Below are 17,846 nucleotides of genomic sequence, written 5' to 3' on the forward strand. Positions count from 1 at the left end.
TGCTACGGGCACATCGCTGGGAACAACGACGCGTACGAGTTGCCCCGCGAGCATAACGGGGAGCTTCCTGTCGTGAACCTCACGTATCCCCGGCCCGCGAATCGCCCCTAGAATTGGGTTACTTAACGGTAACTAGCTTGCCCCGACTCCCCCGGCGGACCGCCGCCGGGAGGTGCCCTAAAAGGAGTGAGACACCTTGGCGTCCTCGGATCGCGGCGCAGCCGCTGACTTCGACCTCTACCGGCCCTCCGAGGAGCACGACATGCTCCGCGACTCGGTGCGCGCGCTCTCCGAGGCGAAGATCGCTCCCTTCGCGGCCGATGTCGACGAGGAGGGCCGCTTCCCGCAGGAGGCCCTCGACGCGCTGGTCGCCAACGACCTGCACGCCGTCCACGTCCCCGAGTCCTACGGCGGCGCCGGGGCCGACGCGCTCGCCACCGTCATCGTGATCGAGGAGGTCGCCCGGGTCTGCGGCTCCTCCTCGCTGATCCCGGCCGTGAACAAGCTGGGCTCGCTGCCGGTGATCCTCTCCGGCTCCGAGGAGCTGAAGAAGAAGTACCTGGGCCCGCTCGCCAAGGGCGACGGCATGTTCTCCTACTGCCTCTCCGAGCCCGACGCCGGCTCCGACGCGGGCGGCATGAAGACCAAGGCCGTACGCGACGGCGACTTCTGGGTGCTCAACGGCGTCAAGCGCTGGATCACCAACGCCGGGGTCTCGGACTACTACACCGTCATGGCCGTCACCGACCCCGAGAAGCGCACCAAGGGCATCAGCGCCTTCGTCGTGGAGAAGGGCGACGAGGGCGTCTCCTTCGGCGCCCCGGAGAAGAAGCTCGGCATCAAGGGCTCGCCGACCCGCGAGGTCTACCTCGACAACGTCCGCATCCCCGCCGACCGCATGATCGGCGAGGAGGGCACCGGCTTCGCGACCGCGATGAAGACGCTGGACCACACCCGCATCACCATCGCCGCGCAGGCCCTCGGCATCGCCCAGGGCGCCCTGGACTACGCGAAGTCCTACGTGCGCGAGCGCAAGCAGTTCGGCAAGCCCGTCGGCGACTTCCAGGGCGTCCAGTTCATGCTGGCCGACATGGCGATGAAGCTGGAGGCCGCGCGGCAGCTCACGTACGCGGCGGCCGCCAAGTCCGAGCGCGGCGACAGCGACCTGACCTTCCAGGGCGCCGCCGCCAAGTGCTTCGCCTCCGACGTCGCCATGGAGGTCACCACCGACGCGGTGCAGCTCCTCGGCGGCTACGGCTACACCCGGGACTACCCCGTCGAGCGCATGATGCGCGACGCGAAGATCACGCAGATCTACGAGGGCACCAACCAGGTCCAGCGCGTCGTCATGGCCCGCAACCTGCCGTAAGGCCCCTCCCGCGTACGCCGCCCCCGTCCGGAACTCCGGGCGGGGGCGGCGGCGTACGCGGTCACTCGCGGGTGCGGGCCGCCGTCCAGTCCAGGACGGCGCGGGCCACCCGCGGCAGCCGGAGCAGTACGCCGCCGTGCGCGGCGCCCGGCACGGTGAGCACCGTGACGCCGTCAGCGGGCATCCCCCGCGCCCGCTGCGCGCGGGCCAGCCGGAGCGAGGGGCCGAAGGGGACGAAGTCCCGCCGGGCGTGGACCAGCAGCATCGGGGCGTCGTCGGCGCCGGAGGCGTGCCGCGCCGCCGCCATGTCCCGCCACACCCGCCCGCACCGGGTGCCGGGGGCGGCGCGCAGGCTCGGGCAGCCGGCGAGGCGCGCGGCGTTGGCCCGCAGGTGCTCGGTCTTCCGCAGCCGCGGCTCCCGCCCCGGCACCCCCGGCGCGGCCCGGAGCTCGCCCTGGGTGCGGAGCGGGTCCAGCGGCGGGGACAGGGCCACCACCCCGGCCACCCGCTCCCGGCCCGCACCGTACGTGCCGACGGCGGCCGCCACCTGCCCGCCCGCCGAGGAGCCCAGCAGCACCAGCCGCTCCGGGTCGACGCCCAGCCGCCCGGCCCGCGCCCGGATCCACCGGAGCGCGCGGAGGATGTCGTTCCGCTGCGCGGGCCAGGCAGCCGCCGCGTTGCTGCGGTAGTCGACGTCGAAGACGACCGTCCCGGCCTCGACGAAGTGCCGCATCCACGGCACCCATCCACGGGAGCGGCCCTGGTACCAGTAGCCGCCGTGCAGCAGCACCACGGCGGGCCGCCCGCCCGGGGCCCGCGCCCCGGCACCGTGCACGACGAGCCGCTGCCGCTCCCTGGGCCCGTACGCGTGGGCGCGCCCGTCCCCCGGGGAGGAGGAACGGCGGGCCTCGGCGGCCGGGAGCACCGGCGCCGCGCACAGCAGCAGAGCCAGGCACAGCAGCACCGCGCCGGCCGGACCCACCGCACCCCGCACGAGACCTGTCCGCACGCCCACAGGCTCGCGGCCGGGGCCCGGGCCCGCACGCGTACACCGTCCATCCGACCGAACCGGGGACGGCCGGACGTACGACGAGGCGCCCCCGGATTTCCGGGGGCGCCTCGTCGTACGCGCGGGTGGGGCGTCGGGCCCCGGGGCGCTACTTCACCTCGGTCATCGCCTCGGTCATCTTCTTGCGGTACATGAAGACCGCGAAGCCGGCGAGGACCGCGAGGGTCGCCTCGGACGCGACCACGGCCGGGGTGCTCAGGTCGGCACCGGCGATGGAGAGCAGACCCGTGACCGAGTCGCCCGCGGTGACGGCGAGGAACCAGACACCCATCAGCTGGCTCGCGTACTTGGCGGGCGCCAGCTTCGTGGTGACGGAGAGGCCGACCGGCGAGAGGCACAGCTCGGCGGTGGTGTGCATCAGGAAGATGAGCACCAGCCACAGCGGGCTGACCTTGGTGCCGCCCTCGGCCATCATCATCGGCACGACGAACACGAAGAACGACAGCCCGATGAAGACCAGCGCGAAGGAGAACTTCACCGTGGTGCTGGGCTCGCGGCTGCGGCGGGCGAGGGCCAGCCACAGCGAGGCGAAGACCGGCGCCAGCAGGATGATGAACAGCGGGTTGATCGACTGGAACCAGGTGGCCGGGAAGCTCCAGCCGAAGATCTCGGTCGCGGTCTTCGAGGAGCCGAAGGCCTGGACCGTGGAGCCGCCCTGGTCGAAGATCATCCAGAAGACGGCGGCCGCGGCGAAGAACCAGATGTACCCGGACATCCGGCCCTGCTCGGCCGGCGACAGATCCTTGTCCCGCTTGATCCGGACCAGCATCCCGACCGGGATCAGCAGGCCGAGCACGGTGAGCGGGATCATCGCCCAGTTCAGGGTGAAGTGCCCGGTGACGCCGACGGCGGTGTAGAAGATCGCGGCGACGGCGAGGCAGATGACCGTCTTGACCAGCGCCGAGTTCCGCTCCTGCGGGGTCAGCGGGTTCGGGACCCGGCTGCTCTTCTCGTCGAGGTGGCGCGAACCGATCAGGAACTGGACGAGGCCGATGCCCATGCCGACGGCGGCGAGGCTGAAGCCGAGGTGCCAGTTGACCGTCTCGCCGATGGTGCCGATGACGAACGGGGCGACGAAGGCACCGAGGTTGATGCCCATGTAGAAGACGGTGAAGCCGCCGTCACGGCGCGGGTCGTCCGGACCGTTGTAGAGGTCGCCGACCATCGTCGAGATGTTGGCCTTGAGCAGACCGGAACCGACCGCGACGAGGGCCAGGCCCACGAAGAACATCGGCTCGCCCGGCAGTGCCAGGAAGAGGTGACCGGCCATGATCACGCCGGCGGCCACGGCGACGGTTTTGCGCGGTCCCCACAACCGGTCGCCGAACCATCCGCCGGGCAGTGCCAGCAGGTAGACCATCGCCAGGTAGATCGAGTAGATCGCGGTGGCCGTGGCCAGGTCCATGGCGAGGCCGCCACCCTGGGACTTCTCCCCCGCGTCGGGGCCGCCCGAGACCAGGTAGATGACGAGCAGCGCTCGCATGCCGTAGAAGCTGAAGCGCTCCCACATCTCGGTCATGAACAGAGTGGCCAGACCTCGTGGGTGGCCAAAGAAGGTCTTGCCCCCGGGGTTACCGGCGGAGTCCTTCGTCAGACTTGACGCCATGTCGAGTTCCTTGCTGCTCGGGACGCGCACATGGGTTGGGAGCACGGCGCGCCCGGTGGGGGAGAGAGAGCCGCTGTGGTCAGGAGCCGACTGCACTCAGGCGAAGACCCCGCGGCCCGGTCCGGGCCCCTGTTCCTGGGCGTCCCGGGCCCGCTGCCCGCGGGACCTTAACGGTCATAATGAAAGCGCCCACACCATACGCCACGGTCTCCGGGGCGACGGAAGAGAATGCGAGCCAAATCACAGGCGGAGCCCGCAACCGGAAAGCAGATTCCAAGGTGCCGTGCACATGTCACCCGGGATCTCCGGCGAGCGGAAGGGACCGCGCTCGCGCCGGGCCGTGAGGACTACCATCGGCCCATGACCCGTGTACTGCTCGCCGAGGATGACGCATCGATCTCAGAGCCGCTCGCCCGCGCTCTGCGCCGCGAGGGATACGAGGTCGAGGTGCGCGAGGACGGGCCCACCGCGCTCGACGCCGGGCTGCGCGAGGGCATCGACCTGGTCGTGCTGGATCTCGGCCTGCCCGGCATGGACGGTCTCGAGGTCTGCCGCCGGCTGCGGAACGAGGGCCACACCTTCCCCGTGCTCGTCCTGACGGCTCGCGCCGACGAGGTCGACACCGTCGTCGGTCTGGACGCGGGCGCCGACGACTACGTCACCAAGCCCTTCCGGCTGGCCGAACTGCTGGCCCGGGTCCGGGCCCTGCTCCGCCGCGGCGCCGGCGCCGAGCCCGCGCCGCCACCCACCACGCACGGGGTGCGGATCGACGTCGAGTCGCACCGCGCCTGGATGGCCGACGAGGAACTGCAGCTCACGGCGAAGGAGTTCGACCTGCTGCGGGTGCTCGTCCGGGACGCGGGCCGGGTCGTCACGCGGGACCAGCTGATGCGCGAGGTGTGGGACACCACCTGGTGGTCGTCGACGAAGACGCTGGACATGCACATCTCGTGGCTGCGCAAGAAGCTCGGGGACGACGCGGCGAATCCGCGCTACATCGCGACGGTGCGGGGCGTGGGGTTCCGGTTCGAGAAGAACTAGCGGGGTCGGCGCTTCTTTCCGTCGAGGGGGTGCCACTGCTGTACGTCGCGGGCCGCGGGTGCGTCGTGGTTGATCGCGCAGTTCCCCGCGCCCCTTTTGTGGCGCACCCCGTAGCAGAAAGGGGCAGCCGATGCGGCGCCGTCTGATCCAGTCCACGCTCGCCGTGGTGCTCGTCGTCGTGGCCGTGTTCGGGGTCTCGCTGGTGCTCGTGGAGTCCCGGACGATCGAGGACAGCGCGGAGGAGAGCGTCCAGTCCGAGGCCGTGCAGCTGGTCTCGGTGGTGGAGAGCCGGATCGTGGCCGGTGAGAAGGTCACCCCGGCGTCGATGCACAACGCGATCCCCTCCAACCGGCACGTGCGGATCGAGGTGCCCGGCAAGGCCGCCATCGAGCTGGGCGAACGCCCCGAGGGACGGGTCATCGAGGCGAGCCAACGGGGCGGGCACGGCGAACGCGTCACCGTGCAGCAGGCGTACAGCCAGGTGCAGGACGAGGTCGGCCGCACGGTGCTGATCATCTTCGCCGTCGCGCTGCTCGCCGTCGGCGCCGCCGCGGTGCTGGCCGTGCGGCAGTCCCGGCTGGTCGCGGCGCCGCTGACGGACCTGGCCGAGACCGCGGAGCGGCTCGGCTCGGGCGACCCGCGGCCGCGGCACCGGCGGTACGGGGTGCCGGAGCTGGACCGGGTCGCGGACGTGCTGGACAGCAGCGCCGACCGGATCGGCCGGATGCTGACGGCCGAGCGGCGGCTGGCCGCCGACGCCTCGCACCAGCTGCGGACGCCGCTGACCGCGCTGTCCATGCGGCTGGAGGAGATCATCGCGATGGCCGACGCGGACGATCCGGGCGAGCGGGACAGCGTCAAGGAGGAGGCCACCATCGCGCTGGTGCAGGTGGAGCGGCTGACGGACGTGGTGCAGCGGTTGCTCACCAACTCGCGTGACCCGCGCTCGGGTTCCGCGATCAGCTTCGACCTGGACGAGGTCGTCAAGCAGCAGAGCGAGGAGTGGAAGCCCGCGTACCGGAACGCGGGCCGGGCGATCGTGCACTCGGGGAAGACCGGGCTGCGGGCCGTCGGCACCCCGGGTGCCGTGGCGCAGGTGCTGGCGACGCTGATCGAGAACGCGCTGATGCACGGCGCCGGGACGGTCGCGCTGCGCACCCGCGTCACCGGGAACCAGGTGGTGGTGGAGGTGACGGACGAGGGCCCCGGCGTCGCCCCCTCGCTGGGTTCGCGGGTCTTCGAGCGCACCGTCAGCGGCCACAACTCCACGGGGCTCGGCCTGGCCGTCGCCCGGGACCTGGCCGAGGCGGACGGCGGGCGGCTGGAGCTGCTACAGCAGCATCCGCCGGTTTTCGCGCTCTTTCTCAGCCGTGAGGTCCCCGACGACCCGGCCCCGTCCGCCTGAGCCGCCGCCCGCGAACCGGAAGCGGAACCGCCGCCCGGGACCGTCCCCGTCCTCGTCGTCCAGGAACACCCAGGTGCGGTAGGACCAGAAGCGGAAGACGGTGCCGAGGCCGAGGCCGATGACGTTCTTCGCGATGTTGTCGGCGAGCGCCGAGGTGTACCCCAGGCCGTAGTGCGAGAGGGCGAGCACGCCGTTCTCGATGACCAGCCCGATGCCGCTGAAGACGAGGAACAGGCCGACCTCGCGGCGCACGTGGTGCTTGTCGGCGCCGCGGTAGGTCCAGTACCGGTTGCCCACGTAGTTCGAGGCGATGGCGACGACGGTGGCGATCACCCCGGACCGTACGGGGGCCATCCCGAAGCCGCGGATGCAGAGGTTGAACACCGCGACGTTGACCAGGAAGCCGATCGCGCCCACCGCTCCGAAGGTCGCGACTTCGCGGGCCAGCCGCCGCAGCCGCGCACGCAGCGAGCGCCGCCCGGCCGTCGAGCCCGTCCCGCGCGTCGTCATTCCTCGGCGTCCCCATCCGTCTCGGGTGTCCCGGGCGTCCGGGGCCCGGTGGGCCTCCCGCCCGCTGGTGGCGTCGTCCGGCTCGTGCGGGAGCCGTGCCCGTGATGTGCCGGTGACGCGCAGACTCATGCTAACCAGCCGGACGGGACCCCACCCGCGGGATCGGCCAGGGGTGTACCGGCGGATCGGACAGGGATCGTGACCAGGCGCTGTCAGAGGATTCTCCGGCCCGGTGCGGGCCGCCGGACGGTGCGTATCCACCACCCCGGCGGGCACCCGAGGCCGGGCGGATACTCTGGACGGCGTGAACTTCCCGGTAGTCGGCATGGTCGGTGGCGGTCAGCTCGCCCGTATGACCCACGAGGCGGGCATCCCCCTCGGCATCAGATTCAAGCTCCTCTCGGACACCCCGCAGGACTCCGCTGCGCAGGTCGTCGGCGACGTCGTCGTCGGCGACTACCGCGATCCGGACACCCTGCGCGCGTTCGCCCGGGGCTGTGACGTGATCACCTTCGACCACGAGCACGTCCCCACGGACCTGCTCCGGCAGCTGGAGGCGGACGGCGTCCCCGTACGCCCCGGTCCCGACGCGCTCGTGCACGCGCAGGACAAGGGCGTCATGCGGGAGCGGCTGGACGCGCTCGGGGTGCCGTGCCCGCGGCACCGGATCGTCGAGGACCCGGCAGACGTCGCGGCGTTCGCCGCGGAGGGCGCTGCGGCGTTCGCCGCGGAGGACGACGGGTTCCCCGTCGTCCTGAAGACCGTGCGGGGCGGGTACGACGGCAAGGGTGTGTGGGTCGTGCGGAGCGCGGCCGACCCGAAGGCGGCGGAGCCGTTCAAGGCGGGCGTGCCGGTGCTGGCCGAGGAGAAGGTCGACTTCGCGCGGGAGCTCGCGGCGAACGTCGTCCGCTCCCCGCACGGGCAGGCCGTCGCGTACCCGGTGGTCGAGTCGGTCCAGGTGGACGGGGTCTGCGACACGGTGATCGCGCCCGCGCCCGGTCTGGCCGAGGAAGCGGCCGTGGCCGCGCAGGAGATGGCGCTGCGGATCGCGCACGAGCTGGGCGTCGTCGGGCACCTGGCCGTCGAGCTGTTCGAGACCCGGGACGGGCGGGTGCTGGTCAACGAGCTGGCGATGCGGCCGCACAACTCCGGTCACTGGACCCAGGACGGCGCCGTCACCTCGCAGTTCGCCAACCACGTGCGGGCCGTGCTCGACCTGCCGCTCGGCGATCCGCGGCCGCGGGCCGAGTGGACGGTCATGGCGAACGTCCTCGGCGGCGACTACCCGGACATGTACTCCGCCTACCTGCACTGCATGGCCCGCGACCCGCAGTTGAAGATCCACATGTACGGCAAGGACGTGAAGCCCGGCCGCAAGGTGGGCCACGTCAACACCTACGGCGACGACCTGGCCGACGTGCGCGAGCGCGCGGCCCACGCCGCCGGATACCTCCGAGGGACGATCACCGAGTGAGCAGCAGCACCGCGGACAGCGCCTCCCCCCTGGTGGGAATCGTGATGGGCTCCGACTCCGACTGGCCCGTGATGGAGGAGGCCGCCAAGGCCCTCGACGAGTTCGGGGTGCCCTACGAGGTCGACGTCGTCTCGGCGCACCGGATGCCCCGCGAGATGGTGGCGTACGGGGAACAGGCGGCGGAGCGCGGCCTGAAGGCCGTGATCGCGGGCGCGGGCGGGGCCGCGCACCTGCCGGGCATGCTGGCCTCGGTGACGCCGCTGCCGGTGATCGGTGTCCCGGTGCCGCTGAAGTATCTGGACGGTATGGACTCGCTGCTGTCGATCGTGCAGATGCCCGCCGGGGTCCCGGTGGCCACCGTCTCGGTGGGCGGCGCGCGGAACGCGGGGCTGCTGGCCGTGCGGACGCTCGCGGCGCACGACGCGGAACTCCGGGAGCGGATGGTGGAGTTCCAGGAGAAGCTCAACGCACAGGCGACGGAGAAGGGCAGGCGCCTGCGCGAGAAGGTCACGGGCGAGTCCGGTTTCGGCTTCGGAGGGAAGTGACCATGGCGGGCGCGGGCACGGACGAACTGCTGACGCGGGCGCGGGAGCTGCTCGCCGCGCACCCCGTCGTCGACGGGCACAACGACCTGCCGTGGGCGCTGCGCGAGCAGGTGCGGTACGACCTCTCGCGCCGTGACCTGGCCGCCGACCAGTCGGCGTACCTGCACACCGACCTGCCGCGGATGCGCGCGGGCGGCGTCGGCGCGCAGTTCTGGTCGGTGTACGTGACGACCTCGCTGACCGGCGACGGCGCCGTCTGCGCCTGCCTGGAACAGATCGACGTCGTACGGCAGTTCACCGACCGCTGGTCCGGCGAGCTGCGGGCCGCGTGCACCGCCGACGACATGGAGGCGGCCCGCGCCGAGGGGCGGATCGCCTCGCTCATGGGTGCCGAGGGCGGGCACAGCATCGGCAACTCGCTGGCCACGCTCCGCGCGCTGTACCAACTCGGCGTGCGCTACATGACGCTGACCCACAACGACACCATCGACTGGGCCGACTCTGCCACCGACGAGCCCCGGCACGACGGCCTCTCCGCCTTCGGCGAGGAGGTCGTGCGGGAGATGAACCGGCTGGGCATGCTCGTCGACCTCTCGCACGTCGCCGCGAGCACCATGCGGGACGCGCTGCGGGTGTCCGAGGCGCCGGTGCTCTTCTCGCACTCGTCGGCCCGCGCCGTCTGCGACCACCCGCGCAACATCCCGGACGACGTGCTGGAGGCGCTGCCGGGCAACGGCGGGGTGGCGATGGCGACCTTCGTCCCGAAGTTCGTGCTGCCCGCCGCGGTGGAGTGGACGGCGGCGGCGGACGAGAACATGCGCGCCCACGGGCTGCACCATCTGAACACCGGCCCGCGCGCGATGGAGATCCACCGGGCCTTCGAGGCGGAGCACCCGCGTCCGGTCGCCACCGCCGCCACCGTCGCCGACCATCTCGACCACATGCGCGAGACCGCCGGCATCGACCACATCGGCATCGGCGGCGACTACGACGGCACCGCCTTCACCCCCGACCGCCTCGACGACGTCGCGGGCTACCCCCACCTCGTCGCCGAACTCCTCGCCCGCCGCTGGTCGCAGGCCGACCTCGCCAAGCTGACCTGGCACAACGCGGTACGGGTGCTGCGCGAGGCGGAGGGCGTGGCCCGGGACCTCCAGCAGCGCCGGGGCCCCTCGATCGCGACGATCGACCAGCTGGACGGCTGACCGTTCGCTTTCTCAACCGGGCGGGCCGGAGCGGCGGTTGACGCCGCTCCGGCCCGCCCGTCGTCCGTCCCCGTCAGGCCCGGGTGCCGCGGAGCCTGCGCCACGGGGTGAGGGTGAACACCGCGCCGCCCAGCAGGACGACGGTGCCGGCGGCGAGGCCGAGGGCCTGGAGGCCGCCGTTGTCGGAGGCGCCGGTCTCGGCCAGCCCGCCGCTCGCGGCTCCGCCGCCGGTCGACTGGGCCGCGCCGCCCGTACCGCCGCCCGCGGAGCCGCCCGTTCCGCCGGTGTCGCCGCCTCCGCCGCTGACGCCTCCCTCGTCGCTGGTGTCGAGTTCGAGGGACGGGCCCGGGTCCTTGCTCGGGGTGCAGGTCGTGGTGGTGCCCATCGCCTCGACGGTGAGGACGCCCGGTGTGAGCGTCGACGTGCCGTCGGCGCCCGGCTTGTAGGTGCCCTTGAGGTCCGGGATCTCGACCGGGTCGCCCTGCTTGACGGGCTCCTTGTTCGTCGGGCCCGTGACCTTCACGGTCCCCTTGTCGTCCCCGCCGACCTTCACCTGCATCGAGGGCTTCACCGAGCCCTCGGGGATCTCGGCCGGGCTGTCCATCACGGACTTGCTGAAGGAGACGGTGAGTTCGAAGGCACCGCCCGCGCCCTTCGCGTCGATCTTCACCGGTGACGTGGCCTTCTTGTCGCCGATCGGGGTCTTGCACGCGTACGGGACCTGCACCTCCTTGCCCGCGAAGGTCTTCCCGTCCGTCTCGCCCCCGGAGCCGCCCGAACCGCCGGAGCCGCCGGACTCCCCGCCTCCGGAGCCCCCGCTTCCGCCGTCCCCGCCGCCTCCGCCGCTGTCCTGCCCGGGCAGGCCCGGCACCCCGGGCACCCCGGGCACGGACGGCACGCCCGGCAGCTTCGGCGGCTCCCCGCCGCCCGGCAGCTCGGTCGGCACCCCGCTCGGGGCACCGCCCGGCAGCCCCGGCACCCCGGGCACACCACCTCCGCCACCGGACTCCTCGGCCTGCGCCGGGCCCGCCGCGATCAGAACACCCGCGCCGCTCAGCAGCAGCGCCGCCGTCCAGGTCCGCCGTGGTTGCCTCATCAGCTCTCCTTCACGAATGCCCTGCCTTGCGGCAGGGAAGGGGACGAATCTCCATGCCGAGCGGGGAAGCGATCGCCGACGTGCTGTAACAGGTCCGACGTGACCGGCCAAGGCCAAGGGCAGCAGCAACCGGGCGAAGGCCCAGCGGAAGGCCGCGCGAGACCATGCCCGGATCGCCGTCCGTGAGGTGAACGCGGCCGTCGGTCTCCAGGCCGCCGGGCCGGCCGCATCGGCCTGTGGAGCCGATGTCACGCCGGGCGGGCAGCCCTGGACAGCCCGGGAATCCACCTGCTCCAGCCGGTGGAGAGGTCACGTCGCGTTTCCCTTCGAAGGGGGACGGTCGTCGAAAGGTGCGGAGACCGTGCTGGTGCTGCTCAGCTCCGGGCCGCGGTCCGGGGTCGCGCCCGTACCGGTGGCCGGGGGTGCACCGGCGCCGAGGGTGCCGGGGGCGAACCAGGGCAGGGCTCCGGTGTGCGCGTCGTCGGTGGCGGGCGCGGGTTCCGGCGCGGTCCGGCCCCGGCCGAGGCCCGGGACGCGGGTGCGGCCGGTGGCCCGGCCGGGGCGGCGCGGGCGTACCCGGTCGACGGCGGCCATGCCGGCGCGGAAGACGGCCGCGGGGACGACGAGGAACAGCAGGGCCCAGAACAGGGTGACGCCCCACGGGCGTCCGACGTCCCAGGGCTGTTCCGTCAGCAGCTTCTTCCCGTACTTGGCGGAGACGGTGTAGTCCCCGTGCGCGCCCGCGGCCAGTTCGACGGGCAGGGCGACGCGCTTCTTCTGGCCCGGGTCGATGGTGCCGCTCCACTGGCGGCGTTCCCATTCCGGCGAGTACACGCCGTGCGCCGTGCCCGTCTCGAACACCGGGTCCTTGGCGGGTTCGGCGCCCAGGTTGCCGACGGTGAGGACGAGTTGGCGCTGCGGCGGCGCGCCGAACCAGGTCAGCAGGCCGCTGCTGCCCTCCAGCCGCGCGGCCAGCACCGAAAGACGTCCGCCGCCCCGGTCCTCGGGCAGCCGCTTCACGGGGTGCCCGGCGACGGTGAACTCCGCGTCGGCCGAGGCGTACGCGCCGGTCACCGTGGAGGCGCGGACCACGCAGGGGCAGGGCTTGGGCGGCTCGGCGACCGGGATCTTCTCCTGGAACGCGCCGTCCGCGCCGGTCGTGACGGCACGGCCGGCCGCGTTGGCGCAGGAGTTGGTGCCGCCGATCGCGTTCTGTCCGCAGATGAGCAGGGTGAGCAGGCTCTCGGGACGCCAGCCGGTGCCGCTGACGGTGACGTCGCCCCCCGCACCGGCCTCGTCCTCGGACAGTTCGATCCGCGGCGCGGACCGTTCCTCGGCGACGGAGGCGGTGGCCGGGGCCGCCGCCGTGGACATCAGCGCCGCACCGGCGACCGCGACGGCCGCCACCGCCGTGCGCAGCCGGCGGCCCGCGCGGTGCCGCACGCCCGCCCCCGCGCCCTTCTCGTGCTCCGGCCACGCCGTCACTTCACCGCTCCCGTCGTCGTCAACTCCGTGTCTGGGGATGGTTCCTGGGCGCCGTCCGGTGCCGGGGGGCCCGCGTCGCCGGCCTCCGTCTCCGTGCCGTCCCGGCGGCCGCGCGCCCGGTGCACGTACCACCAGCGGCCGCCGCCGGCGCCGAAGGCGAGCAGGGCCGCGGTGACGGTCAGGGCGGCCCACGGCACGGCGGTGTACGCGGCGCTGTCCTCGCCCTCGGCGCCGCCGTCCGCGGTGACCGCGACCGTGACGTCGGCGGGGCCGAACGCGGGCGGGTCGCGCCACGGTTCGCGCAGGGTGACCCGCTGCCCGGGCAGCAGCTCGACGGGCAGGGCACGCGGCCCGGCCCGGGTCGCCTCGCCGAACAGCGGGTCGGCGCGGAGCGCGAGGCGGGGCCGGAGCACGGTGTTGCCCCGGTTGACCAGCCGGTACGCAACCTCCGTGGCGCCGTCGTCCCGCTCGCGCACGGTGGCGTCCTCGACGCTCAGCGCCGACAACGCGGGCCCGGTGACGCGCAGTTGGAGCCGTACGCCCACGTCGCGGCCGCCCTCGCCCACCAGGAGGGCCGAGGGGTGGTCGCCGGGGGTGGCACCGGCCGGGACCGTCACCGTGAACGGCACGTCCGCGCGGGTGCGCGCCGGAACCCGGACCTCGCCGGCGCGCGCCGCGCCCTTGTCAGGGAAGGCCACCCAGCGGGCCGCGCCGCCGCTCCGCTTCCCGTCCGGGCCGGTCCCGCGCAGGGTGAAGGTGCGGGCCCGGTCGCTGTCGTTGGTGAGGGAGAGGGTGTCGCGGAGGACGCTGCCGGGCTCGCCCTCCAGGTAGAACTGCTCGCGCCCGGGGCCGCTGCGGCCCACGCTGGACGGCGCCGCCGACCAGTCCCGGCCCTCGTCCGCGGCGGCGGAGCCGGGGGTGCGCTGGCTCGCGGGGGCGGCGACGGCGCGGTCGGCGCCGAGTACGGCCGTCGCGCAGCACACCGCGATGACGAACAGGGCCGGGAGGGTCGTCGGTCGGCGCGGGCTCGCGCTGCGGATCGGCATCGGCGGCTCAGCTCCCCTGGCGGTGCGTGTTCCTTGCCGGTCGGTGCGTGGTCCCGGGTGCTCAACGGGCGTGCCGGGCGGGGCCGTTGAGGTCCCGCCGCCGGGTGCGCCCGTACGCGGCCCCGCGGTACGGGGCGGGGCCGGGAGCCCGGCTCAGCGGTGTGCGGTGGCGTTGCGTCGGGTGACCCACAGGGCCCCGGCCACACCGGCGAGCAGCACCGTGCCGCCGAGGGTGCCCAGTGCCACGGCGGAGTCCGCCGGTCCGGTCTCGGGCAGTTCGCCGGAGCCGCCGGCCGCCGCGCCGCCTCCGCCGGTGGCGCCGCCGGCACCCGCGTCACCGCCGCCGCCCGCGCCGCCGGCGCCGCCCGCGGCCTCGACGTCGAGGGAGAGCGAGGGCTTCGGGTTGTTCTTCGGCGTACAGGTGGTGGTCGTCCCCATCGCCTTGATGGTCAGCACGCCCGCGGTGAAGGTGACCTTGCCGCTCTTCTTCGGGGTGTACGTACCCGTCAAGTCGCTGATCTTGATGGGGGTGTTGGCCGGGATGGGCTTGTCGTTCGGCGGACCCTTGACGTCCACCTCACCGCTGTCCGCGCCGCCCACCTTGATCTTCGCGCTGGGGTTCATGGCGCCCTTGCCCAGCTCGATGGGGCTGGAGGAGACGCCCTTCTCGAAGGACATCGTCAGCTTGTGGCCGCCGTCGGCCTCGGTGCTCTTGATGTCGATGGGCGAGACGGCGCCCTTGTTCCCGATCGGGGTCTTGCACTGGTAGTCGACGTCCACGGTCTCGGCGGACGCGGTGGGCGCGGACATCAGAACGACCGACCCGGCGGCGACCACCGTGGCCATGGCGAGCGCCGGACCGCGCCGGCGGGCTGGACGTTTCTTGCTCTGGGACACCGGGTTTCCCCCTTCATCCTTGCTCGGCAAGTTTCCTGACGGCACATCAGATGGCCGCTGACAGTACGCCCGGGACCGCAACGATGGAAGAGATGCCGCACCCCTCAAGGGGCGCGGGGAGGGGCGCCCTCCTGGGGGCGCGGGGAACTGCGCGAACGACCACGGCGTACGGGGCGGCCCGGTGACGACGGTTGCGCACCCCGCGCGGGGGTGGCCGCGCCGCGCTTGCCAGCCCTACGCCTACGGCGCAGTTCTCCCAAGCGGGGTGAGCCCGCGACAAGGGGCGCGGGGAACTGCGCAAAACCCGCACCCCGACGGCGCCGCACCCGCCCCCACATGAGCACCCGGAACGCGCGACGCCCCCGCTCTCGCCGAGCGGGGGCGTCGCGCGTAGACCGCGTACACAGGCGGCCACCGGCCGCCAACTCTCAGCCCGGGGCCGGGAGTTCGGCCCAGACCGTCTTGCCCTTGCCCTCCGGGTTGCGGACGACGCCCCAGTCGAGGCAGAGCCGCTGCACGATGAACATCCCGTGCCCGCCCGGCCGTCCGGCCCGGTGCGGGCTGCGCGGAGCCGGGGCGCCCGTGCCCAGGTCGACGATCTCCAGGCGGAGCACCTTCGCACCGGTGCCGATGCGCAGCTCCTCGGGGCCGTCGGCGTGCAGGCAGGCGTTGGTGACCAGCTCGGAGACGACCAGCAGCGCGTCCTCGGAGGCGGCCCGCTGGTCCGCGGTGGCCGCGGGCAGCCAGCCCCAGTCCTGGAGCGCCTGCCGGGTGAAGTCACGGGCGCGGGGCACGGCGCCGCTGACGCCCGAGAGCCGCAGCCTGCGCACCTGCCGCATCCGCCCGTCGGTGCCGCCCGCCTCGCCGGAGCCGGAACCCGCGCCGGAACCGGAGCCCGTACCCGGGGAGCCCTCCGGCACGTCACCACCGGCGGCCGCGCCGCCGCGCCGCGCGGGCGTGCCCGCGTCGCCGGAGCCGGTCGCCTCGGAGGAGCGCACACCGTCAGCCCCGGCCTCCGGTGCGGCAGCGGTCGCCGCGGCGCCCTCGGGCTCCGGAACGCCGTCGCCCGCCGGGTACGGCCGGGTGGTGCTCATCAGTGGTTCACCTCACCGCTCACCGAGTTACCGTCTCGTCGCCCCGCGCCTGTCCGGTCGAACGGCTCGACGAACGTCTGCTGATTCGTCAGGTCTCCTGCCCTCCCGGCACGTGGGAACACCCACCGATTGACCGGGGGCTCTGTGATGCGCGCAACTGTTCCGTGACCCGGTCCACGACCGTACGGACCCGCAACGGGCGCGCCGAGCTCAGGACTCGGGGACATTCGACAGTGCCGCATCAAGATCATCATGCACCGTGAAGACGGCTCCCGCGCCCGTGATCTCGAAGACCCGGGCCACGACGGGGAGCATGCCCGCCAGGTGCACTCCGCCACCCACCGCTTCGGCCTTGAGTCTGGCGCCGAGCAGGACGTTGAGACCCGTCGAGTCGCAGAAGTCCAGCCGTGAGCAGTCGATCACCAACCGGCTGTAACCATCGGCGACGCATCGCTCCAGTGGCTCGCGCAGCAGTTCCGCGGTGTGGTGATCAAGCTCACCCTCGGGTGTCACCACGGCGCTGACGCCCTGGTGCCGTACGTCGACCGTCAGCCGGCCCCGGCTTGTGCTGCCGGGCATCCCGCGGTCCATGCACACCCCTTCTGATCGCCTAAGCGCCCATCACTGCTGCCCCCGTCAGGCGGTTCAAACCCTACGTCTTCACCGGCCCTGCCGGTAGCCGAACAACCCACACATTGGTGCAAATTCGGACAATTAGCGCTTGCCATGCCTATGCGCAAGCAGGTAGCTCTAGTAAGGACCACCCAACCACGTCGGCCTTGGAGGCGCCGCACCCCGTAGTGCACGTCACGGCTTCGGCAGCCATATGCCGAGAGACTGATGGAGGATTCCATGTCACCCCGGCTCGACCACGGGATACCGGGTACCACTGACCCGGCCGCTGAAGAGGGCTTCGTGCCCGAGCAGGCCCAGGACCCCGAACCCACGAGCCCGGACCAGGTCGAAGAGCTCTTCGACCAGCTCCAGCTCCCCGAGATCCCGTACGACGAAGTGGCGCCGCTGGACGCGCGCGCCATGTCCAAGACCCTCTTCGAGCGGCTGGAAAGCCTCGAGGAAGGCACCCACGAGTACGCGTACGTACGGAACACCCTCGTCGAACTGAACCTGGCCCTGGTCAAGTTCGCCGCCTCCCGGTTCCGCTCCCGCAGCGAGCCGATGGAGGACATCGTCCAGGTGGGAACGATCGGCCTGATCAAGGCGATCGACCGCTTCGAGCTCAGCCGGGGCGTCGAGTTCCCCACCTTCGCGATGCCGACCATCGTGGGCGAGATCAAGCGCTTCTTCCGCGACACCTCCTGGTCCGTGCGCGTCCCGCGCCGCCTCCAGGAACTGCGCCTGGACCTCGCCAAGGCCGGCGACGAACTGGCCCAGCGCCTCGACCGCGCCCCGACCGTCGCCGAGCTCGCCGAGCGGCTGAACCTCACCACCGAAGAGGTCGTCGAGGGCATGGCCGCGAGCAACGCCTACACGGCCAGCTCGCTGGACGCCCAGCCCGAGGAGGACGACACCGAGGGCGCGCTCGCGGACCGCATCGGCTACGAGGACCACGGTCTGGAGGGCATCGAGTACGTAGAGTCCCTCAAGCCGCTGATCGCCGAACTCCCGCCGCGCGACCGCAAGATCCTCTCGCTGCGCTTCGTGGCGGGCATGACGCAGAGCGAGATCGGCGAGGAGCTGGGCATCTCCCAGATGCACGTCTCCCGGCTGCTCTCGCGCACCCTCGGCAAGCTCCGCAAGGGGCTGACGCTGGAGGAGTGAGGGCACCCGCCCTCACCACGCACGTCCGCGCGTGACACCGCCGAACCGTCGGGTCACGTGCGCAGGTGGGCCGTCCCGGTACGCAAGCACCGGGGCGGCCCACTGCGTTTTCCCGAGTGAGCCGGCGGAGGCACCGAAAAGGCTTTGCACTTGCTTTGCATACGCATGGCACGCGCATTGCACACGCCCTCGACGCTCCTCCGCGCACCCGCGAACGCGCTCCCC

The 17,846-nt window shown here is 72.8% G+C and carries 15 protein-coding genes and 1 pseudogene; 7 read left to right on the forward strand and 9 right to left on the reverse strand.

The window, feature by feature from the left end; translation table 11 throughout:
- The first annotated feature begins 196 nt into the window (after nucleotides 1–196).
- On the forward strand, nucleotides 197–1,369 hold the full coding sequence (locus tag HCC30_RS26590; RefSeq protein ID WP_277348060.1) for an acyl-CoA dehydrogenase: 1,173 nt from the start codon (nucleotides 197–199) through the stop codon (nucleotides 1,367–1,369).
- Nucleotides 1,370–1,430: 61 nt separating this feature from the next.
- Here HCC30_RS26590 and HCC30_RS26595 read toward each other — a convergent pair whose 3' ends face one another.
- On the reverse strand, nucleotides 1,431–2,378 hold the full coding sequence (locus HCC30_RS26595; protein ID WP_346776825.1) for an alpha/beta hydrolase: 948 nt from the start codon (nucleotides 2,376–2,378) through the stop codon (nucleotides 1,431–1,433).
- A gap of 148 nt (nucleotides 2,379–2,526) precedes the next feature.
- Nucleotides 2,527–4,044 (reverse strand): oligopeptide:H+ symporter, encoded by a 1,518-nt coding sequence (locus HCC30_RS26600; RefSeq protein ID WP_169445437.1) that lies wholly within the window; start codon nucleotides 4,042–4,044, stop codon nucleotides 2,527–2,529.
- A gap of 360 nt (nucleotides 4,045–4,404) precedes the next feature.
- Here HCC30_RS26600 and HCC30_RS26605 point away from each other — a divergent pair, with 360 nt between their 5' ends.
- Together HCC30_RS26605 and HCC30_RS26610 are read left to right on the forward strand one after the other, a co-directional pair.
- The gene (locus tag HCC30_RS26605; RefSeq protein ID WP_169445439.1) at nucleotides 4,405–5,085 is read left to right on the forward strand and encodes a response regulator transcription factor; all 681 of its coding nucleotides are present in this window, start codon (nucleotides 4,405–4,407) and stop codon (nucleotides 5,083–5,085) included.
- Between the two features lie 130 nt (nucleotides 5,086–5,215).
- Nucleotides 5,216–6,490, forward strand: coding sequence for a HAMP domain-containing histidine kinase (locus tag HCC30_RS26610; protein WP_169445441.1), 1,275 nt, complete (start codon nucleotides 5,216–5,218; stop codon nucleotides 6,488–6,490).
- Here the strand turns inward: HCC30_RS26610 and HCC30_RS26615 are convergent.
- Entirely contained in the window at nucleotides 6,416–7,000 is a 585-nt protein-coding gene (locus HCC30_RS26615; RefSeq protein ID WP_169445443.1) for a GtrA family protein, read from the reverse strand. The genes HCC30_RS26610 and HCC30_RS26615 overlap by 75 nt on opposite strands.
- Nucleotides 7,001–7,325: 325 nt before the next feature.
- Between HCC30_RS26615 and HCC30_RS26620 the strand changes: the two genes are divergently transcribed.
- From HCC30_RS26620 to HCC30_RS26630, 3 genes are read left to right on the forward strand one after another with little or no spacing between them, the layout of a single operon-like run.
- Complete coding sequence (locus tag HCC30_RS26620) at nucleotides 7,326–8,474, forward strand: 5-(carboxyamino)imidazole ribonucleotide synthase (RefSeq protein WP_169445486.1); 1,149 nt, start codon at nucleotides 7,326–7,328, stop codon at nucleotides 8,472–8,474.
- A 44-nt stretch (nucleotides 8,475–8,518) separates the two neighbouring features.
- Entirely contained in the window at nucleotides 8,519–9,019 is a 501-nt protein-coding gene (gene purE, locus HCC30_RS26625) for a 5-(carboxyamino)imidazole ribonucleotide mutase (protein ID WP_169445487.1), read from the forward strand.
- A 2-nt stretch (nucleotides 9,020–9,021) separates the two neighbouring features.
- The gene (locus HCC30_RS26630; RefSeq protein WP_169445445.1) at nucleotides 9,022–10,224 is read left to right on the forward strand and encodes a dipeptidase; all 1,203 of its coding nucleotides are present in this window, start codon (nucleotides 9,022–9,024) and stop codon (nucleotides 10,222–10,224) included.
- 73 nt (nucleotides 10,225–10,297) lie between these two features.
- On the opposite strand, the pseudogene HCC30_RS26635 reads toward HCC30_RS26630, so the two are convergent.
- The 6 genes and pseudogenes from HCC30_RS26635 to HCC30_RS26665 form a co-directional block, all read right to left on the reverse strand.
- Nucleotides 10,298–11,044: pseudogene (locus tag HCC30_RS26635) on the reverse strand (hypothetical protein); the annotation flags it as partial.
- 585 nt (nucleotides 11,045–11,629) lie between these two features.
- On the reverse strand, nucleotides 11,630–12,694 hold the full coding sequence (locus HCC30_RS26640) for a neocarzinostatin apoprotein domain-containing protein (protein ID WP_169445488.1): 1,065 nt from the start codon (nucleotides 12,692–12,694) through the stop codon (nucleotides 11,630–11,632).
- Nucleotides 12,695–12,801: 107 nt separating this feature from the next.
- On the reverse strand, nucleotides 12,802–13,851 hold the full coding sequence (locus HCC30_RS26645; protein WP_169445446.1) for a hypothetical protein: 1,050 nt from the start codon (nucleotides 13,849–13,851) through the stop codon (nucleotides 12,802–12,804).
- A gap of 153 nt (nucleotides 13,852–14,004) precedes the next feature.
- The gene (locus HCC30_RS26650; RefSeq protein WP_206324375.1) at nucleotides 14,005–14,697 is read right to left on the reverse strand and encodes an LPXTG cell wall anchor domain-containing protein; all 693 of its coding nucleotides are present in this window, start codon (nucleotides 14,695–14,697) and stop codon (nucleotides 14,005–14,007) included.
- 479 nt (nucleotides 14,698–15,176) lie between these two features.
- Entirely contained in the window at nucleotides 15,177–15,668 is a 492-nt protein-coding gene (locus HCC30_RS28325) for an ATP-binding protein (RefSeq protein WP_346776829.1), read from the reverse strand.
- A gap of 384 nt (nucleotides 15,669–16,052) precedes the next feature.
- Complete coding sequence (locus HCC30_RS26665; protein WP_169445450.1) at nucleotides 16,053–16,433, reverse strand: STAS domain-containing protein; 381 nt, start codon at nucleotides 16,431–16,433, stop codon at nucleotides 16,053–16,055.
- A gap of 249 nt (nucleotides 16,434–16,682) precedes the next feature.
- On the opposite strand from HCC30_RS26665, the gene HCC30_RS26670 reads away from it, so the two are divergent.
- Nucleotides 16,683–17,621, forward strand: a complete 939-nt coding sequence (locus tag HCC30_RS26670; protein WP_169445452.1) for an RNA polymerase sigma factor SigF — start codon at nucleotides 16,683–16,685, stop codon at nucleotides 17,619–17,621.
- Nucleotides 17,622–17,846 lie beyond the last annotated feature (225 nt).

Source organism: Streptomyces sp. HNM0574, from assembly GCF_012726235.1.
GTDB lineage: Bacteria > Actinomycetota > Actinomycetes > Streptomycetales > Streptomycetaceae > Streptomyces.

Excerpts from the sequence above, each read along its gene's own strand:
- HCC30_RS26600 (WP_169445437.1), bottom strand. The coding sequence starts at position 4,044 with ATGGCGTCAAGTCTGACGAAGGACTCCGCCGGTAACCCCGGGGGCAAG.
- HCC30_RS26605 (WP_169445439.1), top strand. The coding sequence starts at position 4,405 with ATGACCCGTGTACTGCTCGCCGAGGATGACGCATCGATCTCAGAGCCG.
- HCC30_RS26610 (WP_169445441.1), top strand. The coding sequence starts at position 5,216 with ATGCGGCGCCGTCTGATCCAGTCCACGCTCGCCGTGGTGCTCGTCGTC.
- HCC30_RS26615 (WP_169445443.1), bottom strand. The coding sequence starts at position 7,000 with ATGACGACGCGCGGGACGGGCTCGACGGCCGGGCGGCGCTCGCTGCGT.
- HCC30_RS26620 (WP_169445486.1), top strand. The coding sequence starts at position 7,326 with ATGGTCGGTGGCGGTCAGCTCGCCCGTATGACCCACGAGGCGGGCATC.
- purE (WP_169445487.1), top strand. The coding sequence starts at position 8,519 with ATGGGCTCCGACTCCGACTGGCCCGTGATGGAGGAGGCCGCCAAGGCC.
- HCC30_RS26630 (WP_169445445.1), top strand. The coding sequence starts at position 9,022 with ATGGCGGGCGCGGGCACGGACGAACTGCTGACGCGGGCGCGGGAGCTG.
- HCC30_RS26640 (WP_169445488.1), bottom strand. The coding sequence starts at position 12,694 with ATGTCCACGGCGGCGGCCCCGGCCACCGCCTCCGTCGCCGAGGAACGG.
- HCC30_RS26645 (WP_169445446.1), bottom strand. The coding sequence starts at position 13,851 with ATGCCGATCCGCAGCGCGAGCCCGCGCCGACCGACGACCCTCCCGGCC.
- HCC30_RS26650 (WP_206324375.1), bottom strand. The coding sequence starts at position 14,697 with ATGGCCACGGTGGTCGCCGCCGGGTCGGTCGTTCTGATGTCCGCGCCC.
- HCC30_RS26665 (WP_169445450.1), bottom strand. The coding sequence starts at position 16,433 with ATGGACCGCGGGATGCCCGGCAGCACAAGCCGGGGCCGGCTGACGGTC.
- HCC30_RS26670 (WP_169445452.1), top strand. The coding sequence starts at position 16,683 with ATGGAGGATTCCATGTCACCCCGGCTCGACCACGGGATACCGGGTACC.